Genomic DNA, 17,267 nt, shown 5'->3' on the forward strand with positions numbered 1-17,267 from the left:
CATAACACAAGGAGTATGAATGACAATGAAAAATCAGTCGTCCTTCCATAAAAGAGTTAAGAATATTGAAATAGCTTGTGAGCGTCATAATGTGTCTTCTGAAGTTCTTAGAAGGTTTTGGGAAATAAATAAACTGAAGGGAAGAGAAGCTGAATGAATAAATCATTGGAAGGAATGGGGGCTCCGGGAAGCCAGACGTATCAATTAATTATCCCGCGGAGTGATGTGGAACGGGAACAAGTGAATCACCAAATCGAACTTACCTTTGATAAGGACGAGAAGTAAGAGCGTATATAACATTCGCTTCCAGGCAATTATGTTCATAAAACCTGGAGGTGGAACTCGTGGAATACAAGGTCAGGAAGATAACGGTTGTGGAAGAGTCGAACGAACTAGGGAGTCAATGGATTGAGAGGTTAATAGAACGACAGCTCCTCTATCATTTAAATCTTCCTCTTTCCCACCAAGCCGTTGTCTTGAAAAAGAGATACGATGAGAAGGATGAATCATATGAGATGGATTAAAGAAGAGCCAACCACAAAAGTAAATGTTTTCCTAAGGAGAGTCAGTACAGACAATCAAAGTCTGGAGATGCAGCTTGCTGCTGATGAGCAATACAGAGCGAAACTCGCTGAGGATGAATACATTGAACTGAATGAGTTAGGAGTTTCAGCTAATAAAGTGAAACTCCGGGACCGTGAGCAAATGGTTAAGCTTATCTCACTCATTGAGAGAAAGGAAGTTAACACCATTTATGTTTACGACCGGAGCCGGTTAACGAGAAGTTTTTATGAATATTTGGAGCTTGTGGATTTGTTTGTATCCAATAATGTCGAGGTAATCTTTACCTCTACGGACGCTGGATATTTCCCATTCAGTTATGACTTTTTAATTGAAGGTTTCAACGGTGTTTTAATTGAGGAAGAAGGGAAAGGCATTTCCCGCCGGGTTCTCGATAATCACAGAAAGCTGCCTCCTAAAAAATTTGGCTACGACGTCTTATATGAACATGGTACAAAGGAATACGTGGCAAAGCCTGAACTGCGTGAAAGTATTTTTGCTCTTTATCAAGCTGCAAAGAAAGTTGAGGGACACAAGGATTATGCGGAGTTCTTACTTAGACAATCAAAGCACTTAAAAAAAGAGGTTTCTGATATTGCTCGAATTCTTGCAGACCCCTTTTATACAGGAAGTGAAATTTACGGCAAACGGTTTTCAAGATTAGCGTATGTGGAGGAAATAATAGGTGTAGACGATTTTAAAGAAGTGCAAGGAATTATAAAACCTTATCAAAGAGTTCTTCAAGAGAACATCGAGGAACGGACTAATGAGAATTTGCTTCCCCCAATGTGTGGTATTTGTAAAAAGCAGATGCGGTATCGAAAAAGTAAGGTCGGGGAATCGGGAACCTACACGTGTAGGGGAAAAGGTCACAGTAAAGTTGAGGTTAATGTAGATAGCTATAATGAGATGCTTATAAAATATGCCTCTCTGATGATTAACTCTTTAAAAACCGAGCAAATGGATAAGAAAGCTGGTGCGTTGGTAAAAAGAATGATACAAAAATTCTCTGAACAAATAATAGCTCTGGATAATAAAGTTAAAGAGTTAGAGATTCAAATTGCCACTGGACCGCCAGACAAAATCATGAATCTTATTAATTTCGAAGGTGAACTAAATGAGCTTTCAGCTGCCAAAGTTAAAAGGAAGCAGCTTAGAGAAAATAAGCTTCTTTTAGAGAACTATGAACTAAATATTAAACAGCTAACTTCCAAGGTCCAGAACCAGGTTAATGATACGGAACTGTTTCACCTGATTCCTTCTGTGGTTAAAAGTTGCTACATTCACCATACTACGGCAGAGCTTAACTTTTACTACAATGATTACCTTGACACAAACAAACTTAAAAGGATGGTATTCGATGGCAGATAATAATCAAAACAATAAGCGAATGAAACGGCTAGCAGTAGCATCAGTTCGCCGGTCTTCACAGAATCAAGAAGGAAACAATTCTTTTGAAATACAGAAGATGGCTATTAAAGACTTAGCTGAAAGTAAAGGTTACTATATTCCTGATGTTTTTATTTTTGAAGATGATGGAGTAAGTGCCTATAAAAAGAAAGCTAGTCGCCGTTCCGGCTTGCAAAAAATGAAGAGAAAAATAATAGAAGAAGATATAGAAGCTGTGTTTTTCTACGACTTCTCAAGAATTGACAGGATGATTTATTCTTTTGTTTCAGAATTTTACTATGATGTCATTGCTATAAAACCGCATCTAAAGTTTTTCACGACCACAAGCCAGAATGAATGGTCGCCATCTGATTTGGATGTGAAATTACAGCTAATAATTGCCAATGCTGAATCCGGAGCGAAATCAATAAGGGCATTAGATTCACAAGGAAAGGATTTGAAAAGTTCAAAGCGTCCTGGTTCAAAAGCTCCTTTTGGGTTCAAATTAATTAATAAAGAATTATCTGAAACTGAGGAAGCTCCTATTGTCTTACTCATTTTCCACCTGGCGGCATGGGGACATAGCGTGAATAAAATAGCCAATATTCTAAATGATGCTAATATTCCATCTCCTTCAGGCGGGTGTTGGAGAGGAAATACGGTCCATAATATCTTAAACAATAAAGTTTATCAGGGTGGACATTTCAGCTGGAATTTTAAAAACAGACGTAGGAATAATGCAAAAAGTAACGAGATTATAAAAAGCAATCACCAGAGAATAGTTCCCAACGTCCTTTATTATCTTATTGATGGAAACCGGAAGCTTAAAAGTATATATAACAAGCTGGATACTCCATTTATCTTTAGTGGATTACTTCGTTGCCATAGTTGTGGGAACTTGCTGCAACACCGGAATTTCTCAACTAAGAAAAGTAAAAAGCAATATGACTACATGAAGTACCAGTGTAAATCCTGTTCCTATGAGATGGATATGGAAACAGTCAACCAAACACTAGTTACTCAGGTAGAAAACAAACTTGCTTTATCGCTGAAACTAAATAAAGAGTTTGTACAAGAAGAACTTATCATTTATAGAGAGAAACTCAATACAAAGATAAAGACACTGGAATCACAAATTCGCCTGATTGAAGCAAATGGTGAAGTTGCTTGCCAAAAAAACAACTCTCTTTCAAGTATTTTCAGGAATGCTAAGGACCACTTTAACAACCAAGTTCATATACTACAAAACTCCATTCATGAGATTAGTATTCTTCTGGAACCGGAAGAAGTGCAAACCTTTATGAAAGCTTTTCAGGACTTAAAATTAAACCAATTTGAAAAAACAGAGCAAAGAGTTCTGCTGTTAAATTTCATAAAAGAAATCACCGTAATTAAGGAAAAAGATAATAAGTTTACATTTGATATTGTTTTTAAAATGAATCCTGTACAAACCGTGACGAACATCATTGGATAGAGAATCGAACCATTCTCTTATAAATTGGATAGAAAATCGAACGTCGGTTAGTTACAGGGAATCCAACCACACACCAAGGGTAGAACTTTTACTGAATAAGCCTAGTCAGATTAGCATTCCTTTTTAGACAGTTCGATTTTCCATTCAAGTTGCCATGGCTATTTGAATAGTAAATCGAACGCTTAATAGTCATTATGGACAGAATATCGAACTTATAATCATTACATACATATATAATTTGGGGGAGAAGAAAATGAGAACAGAAAAGCACTTTAGACAAAAAGCAGGAACATTTGAGGGAGTTTTAAAACACTTGATAGACACCAAAATAGATGACTTTATCCATTCCAAGACAAATCAAGCGAAAGCGAGGAACGGTATTCATGAGCTATAGAGTTGGAGCATTCGTACGAGTATCAACGGACAGATTAGAACAGCATTCTTCATTAGAGAACCAGAGGGAGCTTATTGAAGAATATATTGAAGAAAAAGGATGGAGTTTAAAGAAACTATATATTGGACCGGAATCCGGGACAAAGTTAAATTCTTCTATGAAGGAACTCTTAGAGGATATTGAGAATAAAAGAATTGATATCCTGCTTGTAAAAGATTTATTCCGTCTGGCACGGAATGCTGAATTATCACACAGAGTGAAAAATGAAGCTGACAAAAATGGGATACATATTGTTACACTTAACAATTTAGTTAATACAATGGAAGGTAATGACCGATGGTATGGGCTATATTCTATGTTTGCACAAATGGAATCAGAGAATACAAGTGAGAAGATTAAATTCATTTTTAAGAAAAAAATGGCGCAGGGTAAGTTTATTAATTCTACTCCACCTTATGGTTATCGTATTGAAGACCAAAAACTCTATATAAGAGAAGATGATACTCCTAAAGTGGTTCGGCGGATTTATCATGACTATTTGAATGGAGCTAGCCCTAAAGCTATTGCTGACAAATTAACAACTGAAGGGGTGCCGACTCCTGCACAGGTAAACAACCGAAAGAATGCAGGTCTTAAATGGCAAGAGAATACAGTGAGAGGAATGCTGTTGAACCGCCACTATATTGGAACAGTGGTTCAGGGGAGAACTACGACCATTAGTATAACCACCACGAAAAGAAAACAACTTTCTGAAGAAGACCAATATATTGTAGAAGATGTGCATGAACCTATCATAAGTAAGGAACTATTTAATATGGTTCAGGACTCTATGCTGAAAAGGAAACGCAATCATACTGTATCTAAGAAACAAATTTTTTCTAACCTTTGTTTTTGCGCAGATTGTGGGACTGGAATGTGGTATCGGAAAAACAGAAAAGGCTATATCTGCGGGAAGCACGCAGACCAAGGAAATAAGGGCTGTAAATCTCACCTTATTAAAGAAGCCTCCCTCCTGAATATTATTAAGTCTGACTTTCAAGCCTTCACAAGCAGTATAGATAAAGCAGTAATCAAGAAGGAACTTCATAAAAAAATAGCAAACCACTTAAGGCAATACGAGCAGGAAATCAACAAGGTAAAGGCAAGCATCGAAGTTAGGAATAATAGAAAAGTAGAATTTCTTACCTTGTACGTTGAGAAGCAAATGGACCAGGAATCATGTACTGCTGCAATCGACAAAGCAAAAGAAGAAATTAACATTTTCGAAAAGGAATTAGAAAAATTGCAAAATGGTCAGGAGCAAAATAACATTGACCAGCAAAACCTTGAAAGAGATTTTGTTGACTTCTTATTCGCTGGTCAGACTGCCATGGAAATTGTCCACAGAATTATCGACAAAATTGAAGTCCAGGAAGACGGAACACCAAAGATTTATTATAGCTTTGAGGAACCGAGCGAACAAAGAATAAACACTGCTTCATAACACGAGCTTAGGCTCGTGTTTTTCATTTAAGATATTTTGTCTTAATAACCCTTCCTTAGAAATTACGGTACGACTGACAAAGAAGGAGACCCTCTATTGTTACACTTTTATCTTTAGTACTTCCAATTAAAAATACGGGAGGACTTATTAAGTAGTTCTGTTTCGGTGGAGAAACATTTAAAATAGCACACTAATTAACAGACCAAATATGCGATTTGGTCTGTTATTTTTCCTTATATGTCAGTGTTTATTGGATATTAACACTTTAATTCGCATATCAAATCGCACAATAAATAACATAGTGACAATAGTTATTGTCATGGTAAAAAATACGCTGCTAAAAAGGTTGCTAATTACTATGCTATTTGGTGTGTTAATTCTTGTGTAATTTACAAAGGTATTGGAATTTTATGTTAGAATATATAAAGTATATTCAAAGATTGTGAAAAAATACACTTAAACAAACGGGGAGGATAGTGGAACAAGGAGCAAGGATTTATTTTTTATAATGTCGAATATATTATCAATCATAGCAACAAAGGAAAGTAGTGAAATAATGATAATTAACGGAAAGAAAAACACAAAGTTTGATTCGGTTGTGTCTAATGTCAGGAAGACATCTGAAGAAGTTGATTGTTCAGGTGCATCTGTTTTTATTATTCATGACGATAGAATAGTTACAGAAGAATATTGGGGGAAGCATTCTAAGGAACCTGATTCGAGACGTATCCAGGAAGACACACGATTTCATGTCGCATCAGTTCGAAAAAGTTACATAGGTTTTGCAGTTGCTTATGCGGTTAATAAAGGGTACATAGGTTCAATAGATGACTCAATAATAAAATACCTTCCACCGAATGAAATTGCAATATTAAATGAGACTACCATAAGACACTTACTAACGCATACGCATGGTTTAAAGAGTATTAATGGGGAGATATACCGAGAATTTCCGTCTGGTGAGAATTGGGCTTATCGAGGTATTGGAATTAATATGTTGACGCAAATCGTTAAAAATACAACTGGTAAATCGGTAGCTGAGATAGTTGCTAATAACGTATTTAAACCTCTAAAATTTACGGAGACTGGATGGTACGGAGATATAAATGAAAAACTTGTTGATGTTATTCGGAAACCTAATGACCCAAATTGGACTACAAGTAAGAGTACAGACGGTGATAGGATGAATATGTATGTATCATCAAGAGAGTTGGCTAAATGGGGATACTTTCATCTTAAACAGGGATATGTAAATGGAGAACAAATTGTATCAAATGAAATCATAGATATTGCTACATCACTTCAAAGTCCAAATTCAATAGATGCGGAACTCCCACAAAATGGTTATTTATGGTTTGTAAAAGACTTGCCTGCAAGAAAATCAGAAATTGGTGGACTTGTACCTAAAGGCTCCTTTCAAATTTTAGGCTATACGGGAGTAACTCTCTTGGTTATACCTCAGCATAATCTTGTGGCAGTGCGTGCGTTTAATAGTTTTGGTTCTCCTAATGGGTTTGATTATTTACACGATGTTCGAAAATTTGGCGATACAATAATGACGTGCTTATTGAACTAAAGGGAGCAATAGTTGAAGATCCTAGAAGCTGCATATGCTTGCTTTTATAATTGCATCCGAAATGGGGACTGATGTTAAACAGTAGAAGTATATTCTTAAATAAAGCATACATACAAAAAAGGCAGCGATAAATGGTGATATGCTCCCCTAAAGGTAGACAGATGAAATAAACAAAATCTGTTTACCTTTGGGGGAGTTTTTGTGTCCAGAAAAAACTTTACTGCATTAGAAAAGCTTAGGATTATCGCTGAATACAACGATGGGGATCTCCAGCCTAAGGAGGTTGCCAGAAAATATGATCTGAATGTAAGTACTCTCAAAAAATGGAGGCTCTTGTATGAAGAGTCCGGCGCTGCTGGTCTTGAACCGATAAAAAATCATAAATCTTACTCAGCCGAACTGAAACAGGCTGCCGTTCATGACTATCTTTCCGGCGGATTTTCGCAAAGTGAAGTTACAAGGAAATATGGGATCTCAACCAGAAACGTTCTCATGGGTTGGGTCGAGCTTTATAATGGTCATAAAGCACTTAAAGACGACAGGAAGGGATTGAGTCGCTCTATGACCAAGGGAAAGAATGTTTGTTTCGAGGAAAAGGTGGAAATCGTTAAAGACTGTCTGGCTCACGGGAAAGACTATGCCAGATCAATGGAGGTCCACAAGGTTTCATACGCACAGATTTACAGCTGGGTAAGAAAGTACCTTCAAGGTGGCGAAGAAGCACTTCAGGACAATCGAGGAAAGCAAAGAACGGAAGAAGAGCTGACAAAAGAAGAAAAGGAAATGAAGAAGCTGAAAAGGGAGAACGAGCGTCTTCGCGCGGAGAATGCGTTCTTAAAAAAGTTGGAGGAGATCGAAAGGAGGCGGTACTGAGTGAAACCCGGTACCATGATCGGTTCACTGCCATATCTGAACTAAGCACAGAAGAAAATCTGTCTGTCCAGTTACTCTGTGACATTGCGGAAGTTTCCAGGCAGGGCTATTACAAGTGGAGGAAACGAAGACCTTCAGTCAGAGAGAAATTAAATCAGAGGGTGATGAGCGAGATCACCCTTCTTCAACGTAAGTTGAAAGGGATTTACGGCTATCGGAGAATGACAATGTCGATGAACCGGATTTTTAAGGAGCCGTTGAATCATAAACGTATTCTGCGTCTCATGAAAAGGGCCAACCTCTTGTCTATCATTCGTCGTAAGAAACGGCGTTATAAATACTCTTCTCCTCTTCACACAGCCGAAAATGTACTGAATCGCGAGTTCCAGGCAGACCGGCCCAACGAGAAGTGGGTAACGGACGTGACGGAAATGAAGTATGGTAACCGCAAGGCTTACCTTAGTGCTATTATGGACCTCCATGATGGCAGCGTGATCTCTTATGTACTGGGGAAATCGAACAACAATGATCTTGTATTTAAAACACTAAGAAAAGCTCTGAAGGCAGCACCTAACTCAAAGGCTTTGATCCACAGTGACCGAGGTTTTCAATATACCTCCCGCCACTTTAAGAGAATGGTCGATAAGGCAAAAATGAAGCAAAGCATGTCCCGTGTTGGGCGTTGTATTGATAAGGGCCCAATGGAGTCGTTCTGGGGTAAATTAAAATGCGAGAAGTACAGGCTTGGTTCGTACCAGTCTTTCGAAGAACTACAAAAAGATATTTATGATTACATACAGTTTTATAACCATGATCGTTACCAGGAAAAACTAAACGGCCTCAGCCCCTGTGAATACAGAGCTAAGGCCGCTTAATACATTTTTATTATTTCCACGGTCTACTTGACGGGGGCTGTTCATGGTTTATCGCTGCCTTTTTTCTTAGTTATATTATAGCATAATTTTCCATGAAATTTCAGGCTGTTATTCTAATATTCTAAATATTACCATAAGAGAGTGACTTGGTATATGAAGGAGTTTAGTAATACAAGAGTTCGTAAAAACAATGGTCTATTGCAAGGAGGATTATAATATGCAACTTTATAGGTTCGATAATGAAATTGGAAAAAAAGTCACTCATTTTAACTCTAATTTTATAATGTCTCGAATAACAAAAACGGAATCAGCTGCTCAAATTAGTTGCATGTATTTAGAGCCTGACGGAATTATTGGCTTTCATAAAACGGTAGTTCCTCAATTACTTATTATTGTTACTGGTGAAGGCTGGGTACGGAATGATGATATGTCAGAAATAAGTGTTAAAGCAGGTGATGCTGTCTATTGGGATGAAGGTGAAGGACACGAAACTTTCACTAATTCAGGGCTTACTGCAATAGTAATAGAATCAGAAGAACTAAATCCATCTGATTTCATGCCTCAGAAAGAGTTGACCTAAATTCACACTTCCAGGAACGGGAGCCTTACTAAACCAGCGCAGTACACTTTTGTTAAAGAATAGAATGTTATTAGGGAGGGGCTTGAATGTTAGGGGTAAATAAAGGAGAAGTCAAGTTGGTAACTCATTCGTCAAACTGGAAAGATCTATTTGCCGAAGAGAAAGAAATGTTACAATCCATCATTGGAGAAAACATAAAAGATATTCAACATTTTGGAAGTACAGCTATTGAAGGTATTAAAGCTAAACCTATTATCGACATACTCGTTGGAGTGGAGTCTTTAGATAAAGTTGAGAAATTCGATAAAGAGAGTTTAAAAGAAAATGGATATTACCATTTATCGAAAGTGCGTCTTGAAGGAAAAGTAGTTTTTGCTAAATTCTCTAACTTAGAAAACCTAACTAAGACACATATCATGCACATAGTTGAACATAACGGAACATGGTGGAAAGAGCATACTTTTTTTAGAGATTATTTGAATGATAATCCTGATAAAGCAAGAGAATATGAAGCATTAAAAAAGAGTTTGGCATTAAAATATCCTAAGGATGAACGTACCTACACCGATGAAAAGAAGAAGTTTGTTGATGATATACTAAGTAAATTATAAACATTCTTCTTCAACAAACGGAGAGCTTTAGTTGAAGAAGACGATATAAAAAACGGGACGCTTGGGCATTTAATCCCAAGCGTTTTTTTGGATGCTTTTTGTACTGTTATTAATGGTGTTAAAGTAAGTGCGATTTTACTTGATATTTTAACTGTTATTTAATATTTTCTCCACAATATCGGAACTACTTAGGGACTTATTCAGTTCCTTTTGTTCTTTATTTTCTATTTTCTTTCTAACAAATTGATTTATTATCTCAAATAGTACTGGAGGCTATATTGTTATTGTCTTATATTCTTTCTTTTGGGCATTATTAATATGATAAAATATACAGTATATCCCAATAAAAAGGAATAGGAACTTTATTATCTTATCTTTCTTCAGCCATTTCACATTTTAATTGAGAATTTGGTATAAATATTAAGTACTAACGAGGAGGAATAGTAAGTTATGCAAGAAAATTCTTTATTCGAATTCATTGATAAAGACCATTTCAGGACTTTATTCCCTATAAACTCGATGAGAGTATTAAGTACGTTTGGTCTAGGAGAAATAAAAAAGTTTATCAACGACAATATTTTTGAAAAAAATTGGCTACAATCAATTCTAGAGAAAGATAAGTATCAAGAGGTTAAAAACATTATAGGTCAAAAACACATTAATATAATAGATAAAAAGTTTAATAATTCCTTCTTAGTCCAACCCTTGGTCTATGCTTCGAAAGATTTAAACCATTTAAGACAGACATTCTTGTTAGACCCTATCTCTCAAATATTTTTATATGATTTTGTATATAGGAACAAGGCTTATTTTAAGAGACATTCCCTAGAGAATAGAAAAAGTTATGGATATTATTTTAAGGACGGAAAATTAGTTTCTAATGGAGAAGAGTACCAATTGTTTAAAGAAGATATTTATGAAAAGAAATCAAAATATAACTATATGGCAAAATTAGACATTGCTAATTGTTTTAATAATATTTATCATCATGACTTAGTAAGTTATATTTCAAGGCTTATAAACCAAAGGGAATCCCAAAAACTAGGTTCTTTCCTAAGGGATATAAACTTTGGGAGAAGCACCAGTTGTGTACCTCAGGGGTTAATTCCAACTAAAATTATAGGAAATTCTTTCTTAACTTTTATTGAGAAGTCTAGAGAACTAAAATCAGAATATATGGCACGCTTTATGGATGATATCTTCTTGTTTTCTGATGATGAACACATTATTCGTAATGATGTGATTAAAATTCAACAACTTATTGGTGAAAAAGGTTTATCTTTAAATGAAGAGAAATCACAAATATTAAAAACTGAGGAAGATGTTATTAGAGAAATTGAAGAGATTAAAAAAGAGCTTCTTCAAAAAAGAGCTACAGTAGTCGACTCATATACAGGTGATTTGCATGATGTAAAGCCTGAATTAACTGTAAAACAAGAGACTTATTTGAAGGAAAAGCTCCATGATGCTAGGACACTTCAAGAAGACGACATGGAATTAATTCTTAATTTACTATCAACTAACGAAGAGGAAACGATTGAACTAGTGGAACTAGTAATCGAGAAAGCTCCGCACCTAACAAAAAACCTCTATCATAATATTAACAGAAATTTTATGTACCTTGATAGTGAAGTAATAACTACTATTAAAAAATACATAAATGAACAAAATCTAATTCATGAATACCAACTTTTTTGGTTAACAAAAATAATAGTTGATTTTACTAATATAAACGAGTCTATTGCTGACCTGTTATTAAATATTTATAATCATGGTTCCTCAACTAGTGCTGTAAAGTGTGTTATTTTAGAAGTGCAAGAAAATAGTTTTGGATTATTAGAACTTAAGAAGAAGGTGGCTCGAGGAAGCGCTCCTGAAATGGTAATTAGTTCTCTCGTAGGTTTAATCAGCCATGAAATAAGTAATCGTAATCAAACATACGATTACGTTGCAAGGTCTAATCCAATGATGGAGATTTATATAAAGGTCTTAAAAACTTTGGATGAAGAAAAGATTTCAAATATTTTTTCAGATGGTCGTGAAAGAGTTAACTTCTTTGAAAATAATAATAGAGTGGATGAGTTTTTCGACCTGCTTGGAAGCGAGGACCAAAACAAGGAAATCGAAGAAGAAGAAAACATTGGATATGCTAATGACCCTTTTGTGAACGTTGTAAAACCAAATGATATTAACGACGATGATTTACCATTCTAGATTTAAAACAGTGTAAGCTCGAATCCAACAAGCTTACAGTATGGAAGGTTAAAAACGTGGTTTCCAATTCCGATTTGGAATGTTTCATTTATCTCCTAGCCTTATGAACAAACGAACCACTATTCAACAAGTAGTAGTGTGTGATTTGAATTAGATAAATTTAAACAAAAACAGACAGCTTAATGAAAAGACTGTCTGAATGTAGAATAAGTAAACACCACTACATCTTCTTAATTTGTCTGCGACCAGCAGTTCTCACATGTGGAGTGTGTCTCATGGTTAGTGAAAAAATAAAAAGTAGGAAAGTGTAAGACTTGAGGAGGTAATAATACAAGAGTAGTCGAGATTGAAGAGTAATGTGTAAACTATAATGGAACGACAAAAGGTGTCAGATCCTGTAGTTAAGAAGGGTCTGACACTTTTTTAGTTTTAAAATGTGGAAAAGTGCCAGTACTCATAGCATTATTGCTTTATCAGTGTGGGGGCATATATAATTTTTCTACTTACTTCAATTTAATTCGGACCGGACGGACCTTCTTTTTATCCTGCGTATCATCTGTCTCCTGTGTATGAATGGTTTTTCGGTTTTCTTTTTCTAAAGCAGTTCGTTTCATTGAACTTGTTGCACTGTGCAGCATCTCCCCCATATCACGAACCGAATCAACTAATGGATCAACAGATTCCATTTTTCCTTTTACATCCACTGAAATTTTGTTGGCTTCATGTATTAGCTCCTCTGCCTCATCTGTAATGCTGTTTACAGATTCCCTGGCGTCTGATAGCGTCTCCTTTGTTTCAGCCAGTGTTGCCATTAGTTTTCGTAATGTCAAAACCAAAAAAACGACGAGAAAAACAAATGCAACAGCTGCAATGCCAACACTCCACGCAATCATTTAGACCACCTCCCTTCTTCACTCAGTCTATGAGGGTGGAGGTTCGGACATTCCTTATCACAACACTTATTAGTATAAAAATGATCATTTTTTCTACTCAATATTAACATTTACTGTGAATTACTATATAAATAATCTCTTTGGTAAGCAGGGCATATCTGACAAGTAAAGTATTTGTTTACATGGACTTTAGACAACAGTTTAATAGGAGTTTTATTGGGGGTTGTGAACAGTGGAAAAACATATTAAAGTGGCTACTAAATTGATGAGTATACAAATTTGGTGTATGGTTTTTATATTAAGGGTGAAATTAAGAATTTGTTTGAAGTAGAGGATTTCTTTGATTCAATAAATGCCTTTCCATCAATACTGAGATAGTTCCACTATTTATTGTGAAAAGGAAATTAAAAAAGTAAGCTGAGCATTTACAACCCGTGCTTGTAGCTCATTGTATAGACAAAGTGAAGAACTCCGCTAACTATGGTGTAATTAATTTCTTCTAGACTTTTGGAAGATAATTATTATTAAAAGTAAAATTAAAGAAAACAGACATCCTCTTGCGGATATCTGTTACACTGTCTAGGCAAACACCACTACCTATAATAATTTTGTTCGCGACCTGTACTCAACAAATGTGGAGTGCGTCTCGCAGATAGTTAAAAAATAAGCAGGAGCCCCTGAATAGGGGCGTCCTGCAGTTTTTTATATTTAAACAACGAGGGATCAGAAAACAATAAAATTCAAATCACACTTTAATTTATAAAGGGAGGATCTCTGTGGATACTCGGTTGCAAAACATTATTAAAAAACTACAGGACGCAAAGGAACCGATTACAAGTTCAGAACTTGCAGCCAGTTTACTGGTTAGTTCTAAGACGGTAAGGAATGATATTAAAGTATTAAATCAGGAACTAAAGGAAATAGATGCCCGTATAGAATCTTACCGCGGGAAGGGTTACCAGCTTATTGCTGATAATGAAAAAACGATCGAGGATTTTCTTGAAAATCACAGTGAAATAAATCGTGAAGATATCCCATCTAAACATGAAGAACGCGTACGTTTTTTGATGGAGAGGCTGTTATTCAGTTCAGATTATATAAAAGTAGAGGATTTAGCGCAAACACTGTATATTAGTCGGTCAACCCTGCAAAACGAGTTAAAAACCATTCGCACAATTTTAAAAAAGTATGATTTGAATATAGAACAGAAACCTCATCATGGTATAAGAGTAATGGGAAATGAAGTACAAATACGCTTCTGTATCTCAGAATACATTTTTAATCAAAAATCCAACTTCGCAGGCAGCTCTGAAGATTGGCTTGAGATTTTGCCTCAAGAAGAGGTAAAGACCATCCAAAATATTACATTAGCAAAATTGCGGGATCATAAAACGATCATTTCAGATATAAGTTTACAAAATTTAATTACCCATATTGCCATAGCTTGTAAGCGGATCCGTGAAGATAATGTTATACAAATGGTTCAAAGTGAAATGAAAGAATTGGAAAAAAAGGATAAATATAAGGTTGCAATGGAGATTGTCAGGGATATAGAGTCCAGTCTGAAGGTTGAGTTTTCAAAATATGAAGTTGCTTATATAACCATTCATTTACAAGGTACAAAATTAGCCAATTCCAACATTAAAAATGAAGAGGTCAAATCGCTGATTGATGACAAAATCACAGATAGCGTCACCGAAATGGTAAAGAGAATTGATGAGAAGTTTAACCTTCAGTTACAACAAGACGAAGATTTGCTATCAGGATTAAGTTTACACTTAAAGCCAGCTATAAACCGTTATAAATACAATATGAACATAAGAAATCCAATGTTAGAAGATATTAAAGCAAGGTATCCACTTTCATTTGAAGCTGCTTTAATAGGTAAGGAAGTATTATTGGAGAAATTAAATATTAAAATAGATGAAAATGAGGTTGGTTATTTAGCACTCCATATAGAAGTAGCTCAGGAGCGGCAAAAGAAAAATACGGACCGTATTCCCCGATGTTTAATTGTTTGTGCATCAGGATTGGGCAGTGCTCAACTTCTGAAGTATAAACTGCAGACCACATTTGGAAATCAGCTAAACATTATGGGAACTACAGAATATCATAATTTATTAAATCAATCTCTTCATAACATTGATTTTATTATTAGTACGATTCCAATTCGTGAGGAAATGCCGGTTCCTGTTAAAACAGTGAGTACTATCCTGAGCGATAACGATATAATGAATATAGAAAAAATAGTAGTACAGGAAAATTTCGTTGTTGAAACCTATTTGCGGGAAAAGTACACCTATTTAAATATGGATTTTCAAAACTATGAAGATGTCATTAAATATATATGTGAGAAGTTAACGGAGGCTGACGAAGTAGATCATACCTATGTGGATTCAGTACTAAAACGGGAGAATTATTCACCAACAAGTTTTGGAAACCTGGTAGCTATTCCTCACCCCCTTGACCCCCAGACTGAGGAGACATTCTGGTCGATTATGACATTAAAAAAACCGGTTCTATGGATAGATAAGCCCGTTCAAATCGTTGTCTTATTGAATATTGCCAAAAACAATAAAGAAAACTTAAAACCAATGTATAATTCACTGATGCAGCTACTGGATGATCGGAACAAAGTGACCAGTTTTTTACAATGCAAAATGTATGATCACTTAAAAAGTGTCATAAAGAGTGTGGAGTAGTGAATCATCTCAAATCTCTGTTCTTTAATTTTTTAGGAATGGGGTGCAGGTATGTTTTTATCTGAAATTGAAGCAGGCTGATTAGTGGTGTCAATCACACGTGACACAAAAAAACAAATGGAGTGCTGTTCAATGCACCCATTTGTTTTTTTGTGTCTTTTTGTGTCTGTTTATGTCTTTTTCCGTTGACAACGGAAAAAAGTTCTCTACAAACTAAACCGCTTTCGTAGTAAATTAAAAATATAGAAATAAGGAACACATTTTAGCAATAGAAATTAACCACATGGTAACTGGCTACAGGAAATGTTTATTAAAAAATAAGTGAACAATGGAGGAATTTAAAATGAAACAAGCTTTAATTATTTGTGCAGCTGGTATGTCATCTTCTTTAATGGCTAAGAAGACAACGGAGTATTTTGATAGTAAAGGAAAAGATATTAAAGTAGACGCAGTTTCTACCAGTGAAGGAACACAGAAGATAGAAGATAGTGAGTTTGATTTGTTTTTAATCAGCCCGCAAACAAAAATGCACTATAAAAAACTTAAAGAAACTGGAGACCGGGCTGGTAAGCCGGTTGTCAACATCCCGCCGCAAGCATACATTCCTGTTCCTATGGGAATTGAAAAATTAGCAAACGTCATTTTACAAGAACTTCCGGAAGAATGATTTATTTTGGTTAATTCACAATAAAGAGAACATTTTTTACTAGGGGGATTAGACCTTGCGTTTAAGCCCTCTAACTACTTTTAAATAAGAATTGACAACTAGTAAAGAGGAGCTGTAGATACCTATGGAGCAGGAACAAATTCAAAGTGTAGCGTTTGAGATTATTTTGCACAGCGGACAAGCAAGAACTATCATACACGAAGCATTTACTCTGATGAAAAATAATGAATTCAAAAATGCTGAAAACAAGTTAGAAGAAGCGAATGAAGAAATAGTGTTAGCACATAAATCGCAAACAGAATTATTACAGAAGTATTCTTCTGGTGAATCCATCACCATGGAAATCATAATGGTTCATGCACAAGATCACTTAATGACTGTTATGACACTGAAAGATATTGCTTCAGAGATGTTACATCTCTATGAAAAAGTCGAAAACAAGTGAGGGAATAGTTATGAAAAACGATGGAAGGACAATAGAAAAAAATAAAAAAGAATTAAGTTTGAAATCAATGTACTTTAATCGGTATTTAATGGTGAGGTATGCTTCAGCCTTGTTCTTTTTTACAAATCTATACTGGTTCGTTTCATTAGTCATGAGTCAATCAGCATTATTTGTTCTACCTTTAATCTTACTTGTTGTCTTAATAATCAGTATTGCAGAACAAGTAAAAGTGTATAGCGATCATACAAATGATGCTAAATATACGAGGTACTGTTATAAAACCTTGCTCGTGACAAATGTCATACTCCTTTTACCAGTCTATTTTTCATCGTCTTTCACTCAACTTTATCCTTTTCTTATAAATGAATCAAGATCTAAACTTATGATCTTCTTTATATTGATGACTGGAATTTTATTAAGCACGCAAATTCTTAGACGTTTAAATAAGATTAAACATAATGAAGACAAGCATTATAAACGTATCAAGCAATATGAAGAGGTTATTAATTAAATAGAAATGGGGGAGTAGG

At 35.3% G+C, this 17,267-nt stretch carries 15 protein-coding genes and 1 pseudogene; 15 read left to right on the forward strand and 1 reads right to left on the reverse strand.

Features of this window, described 5'->3' with window-relative positions:
* Positions 1-153 precede the first annotated feature (153 nt).
* The 11 genes and pseudogenes from BMW59_RS22265 to drt5 all read left to right on the forward strand — a co-directional run bounded on the left by BMW59_RS22265 (position 154) and on the right by drt5 (position 12,030).
* Positions 154-285, forward strand: coding sequence for a hypothetical protein (locus tag BMW59_RS22265; RefSeq protein ID WP_281244263.1), 132 nt, complete (start codon positions 154-156; stop codon positions 283-285).
* An 89-nt stretch (positions 286-374) separates the two neighbouring features.
* Positions 375-524: a hypothetical protein gene (locus BMW59_RS21745; RefSeq protein WP_177174312.1), complete on the forward strand. Its 150-nt coding sequence runs from the start codon at positions 375-377 to the stop codon at positions 522-524.
* Positions 511-1,932: a recombinase family protein gene (locus BMW59_RS11060; RefSeq protein ID WP_177174313.1), complete on the forward strand. Its 1,422-nt coding sequence runs from the start codon at positions 511-513 to the stop codon at positions 1,930-1,932. Before BMW59_RS21745 ends, BMW59_RS11060 begins: the two co-directional genes overlap by 14 nt.
* Positions 1,922-3,424: a recombinase family protein gene (locus BMW59_RS11065; protein WP_177174314.1), complete on the forward strand. Its 1,503-nt coding sequence runs from the start codon at positions 1,922-1,924 to the stop codon at positions 3,422-3,424. Before BMW59_RS11060 ends, BMW59_RS11065 begins: the two co-directional genes overlap by 11 nt.
* A 332-nt stretch (positions 3,425-3,756) precedes the next feature.
* Positions 3,757-5,301, forward strand: coding sequence for a recombinase family protein (locus BMW59_RS11070; RefSeq protein WP_093051776.1), 1,545 nt, complete (start codon positions 3,757-3,759; stop codon positions 5,299-5,301).
* Positions 5,302-5,809: 508 nt separating this feature from the next.
* A complete protein-coding gene (locus BMW59_RS11075; RefSeq protein ID WP_245733072.1) occupies positions 5,810-6,877 on the forward strand; it encodes a serine hydrolase domain-containing protein in 1,068 nt (355 codons plus the stop codon).
* A 201-nt stretch (positions 6,878-7,078) separates the two neighbouring features.
* A pseudogene (locus BMW59_RS11080) lies at positions 7,079-7,672 on the forward strand (transposase); the annotation flags it as partial.
* Positions 7,564-8,625, forward strand: a complete 1,062-nt coding sequence (locus BMW59_RS21750; RefSeq protein WP_245733083.1) for an IS3 family transposase — start codon at positions 7,564-7,566, stop codon at positions 8,623-8,625. The pseudogene BMW59_RS11080 and the gene BMW59_RS21750, both read left to right, overlap by 109 nt.
* 217 nt (positions 8,626-8,842) lie before the next feature.
* Complete coding sequence (locus tag BMW59_RS11090) at positions 8,843-9,205, forward strand: cupin domain-containing protein (protein WP_093051785.1); 363 nt, start codon at positions 8,843-8,845, stop codon at positions 9,203-9,205.
* An 86-nt stretch (positions 9,206-9,291) separates the two neighbouring features.
* Positions 9,292-9,816 carry a GrpB family protein gene (locus BMW59_RS11095; RefSeq protein WP_093051788.1) on the forward strand — a complete coding sequence of 175 codons (525 nt, stop codon included), beginning with the start codon at positions 9,292-9,294 and terminating at the stop codon, positions 9,814-9,816.
* 450 nt (positions 9,817-10,266) lie between these two features.
* Complete coding sequence (drt5, locus tag BMW59_RS11100; protein ID WP_093051791.1) at positions 10,267-12,030, forward strand: antiviral reverse transcriptase Drt5; 1,764 nt, start codon at positions 10,267-10,269, stop codon at positions 12,028-12,030.
* Between the two features lie 503 nt (positions 12,031-12,533).
* Here drt5 and BMW59_RS11105 read toward each other — a convergent pair.
* Positions 12,534-12,923, reverse strand: a complete 390-nt coding sequence (locus tag BMW59_RS11105; RefSeq protein ID WP_093051794.1) for a DUF948 domain-containing protein — start codon at positions 12,921-12,923, stop codon at positions 12,534-12,536.
* A 776-nt stretch (positions 12,924-13,699) separates the two neighbouring features.
* On the opposite strand from BMW59_RS11105, the gene BMW59_RS11110 reads away from it, so the two are divergent.
* The 4 genes from BMW59_RS11110 to BMW59_RS11125 all read left to right on the forward strand — a co-directional run bounded on the left by BMW59_RS11110 (position 13,700) and on the right by BMW59_RS11125 (position 17,248).
* Positions 13,700-15,625 (forward strand): BglG family transcription antiterminator, encoded by a 1,926-nt coding sequence (locus BMW59_RS11110; RefSeq protein ID WP_093051797.1) that lies wholly within the window; start codon positions 13,700-13,702, stop codon positions 15,623-15,625.
* Positions 15,626-15,968: 343 nt separating this feature from the next.
* Positions 15,969-16,292 (forward strand): PTS cellobiose transporter subunit IIB, encoded by a 324-nt coding sequence (locus BMW59_RS11115; RefSeq protein WP_093051800.1) that lies wholly within the window; start codon positions 15,969-15,971, stop codon positions 16,290-16,292.
* 124 nt (positions 16,293-16,416) lie between these two features.
* Entirely contained in the window at positions 16,417-16,737 is a 321-nt protein-coding gene (locus BMW59_RS11120; protein ID WP_093051803.1) for a PTS cellobiose transporter subunit IIA, read from the forward strand.
* 10 nt (positions 16,738-16,747) lie between these two features.
* Entirely contained in the window at positions 16,748-17,248 is a 501-nt protein-coding gene (locus BMW59_RS11125) for a hypothetical protein (RefSeq protein WP_093052187.1), read from the forward strand.
* Positions 17,249-17,267: the final 19 nt, after the last annotated feature.

Source organism: Salipaludibacillus aurantiacus (assembly GCF_900111295.1).
GTDB lineage: Bacteria > Bacillota > Bacilli > Bacillales > Salisediminibacteriaceae > Salipaludibacillus > Salipaludibacillus aurantiacus.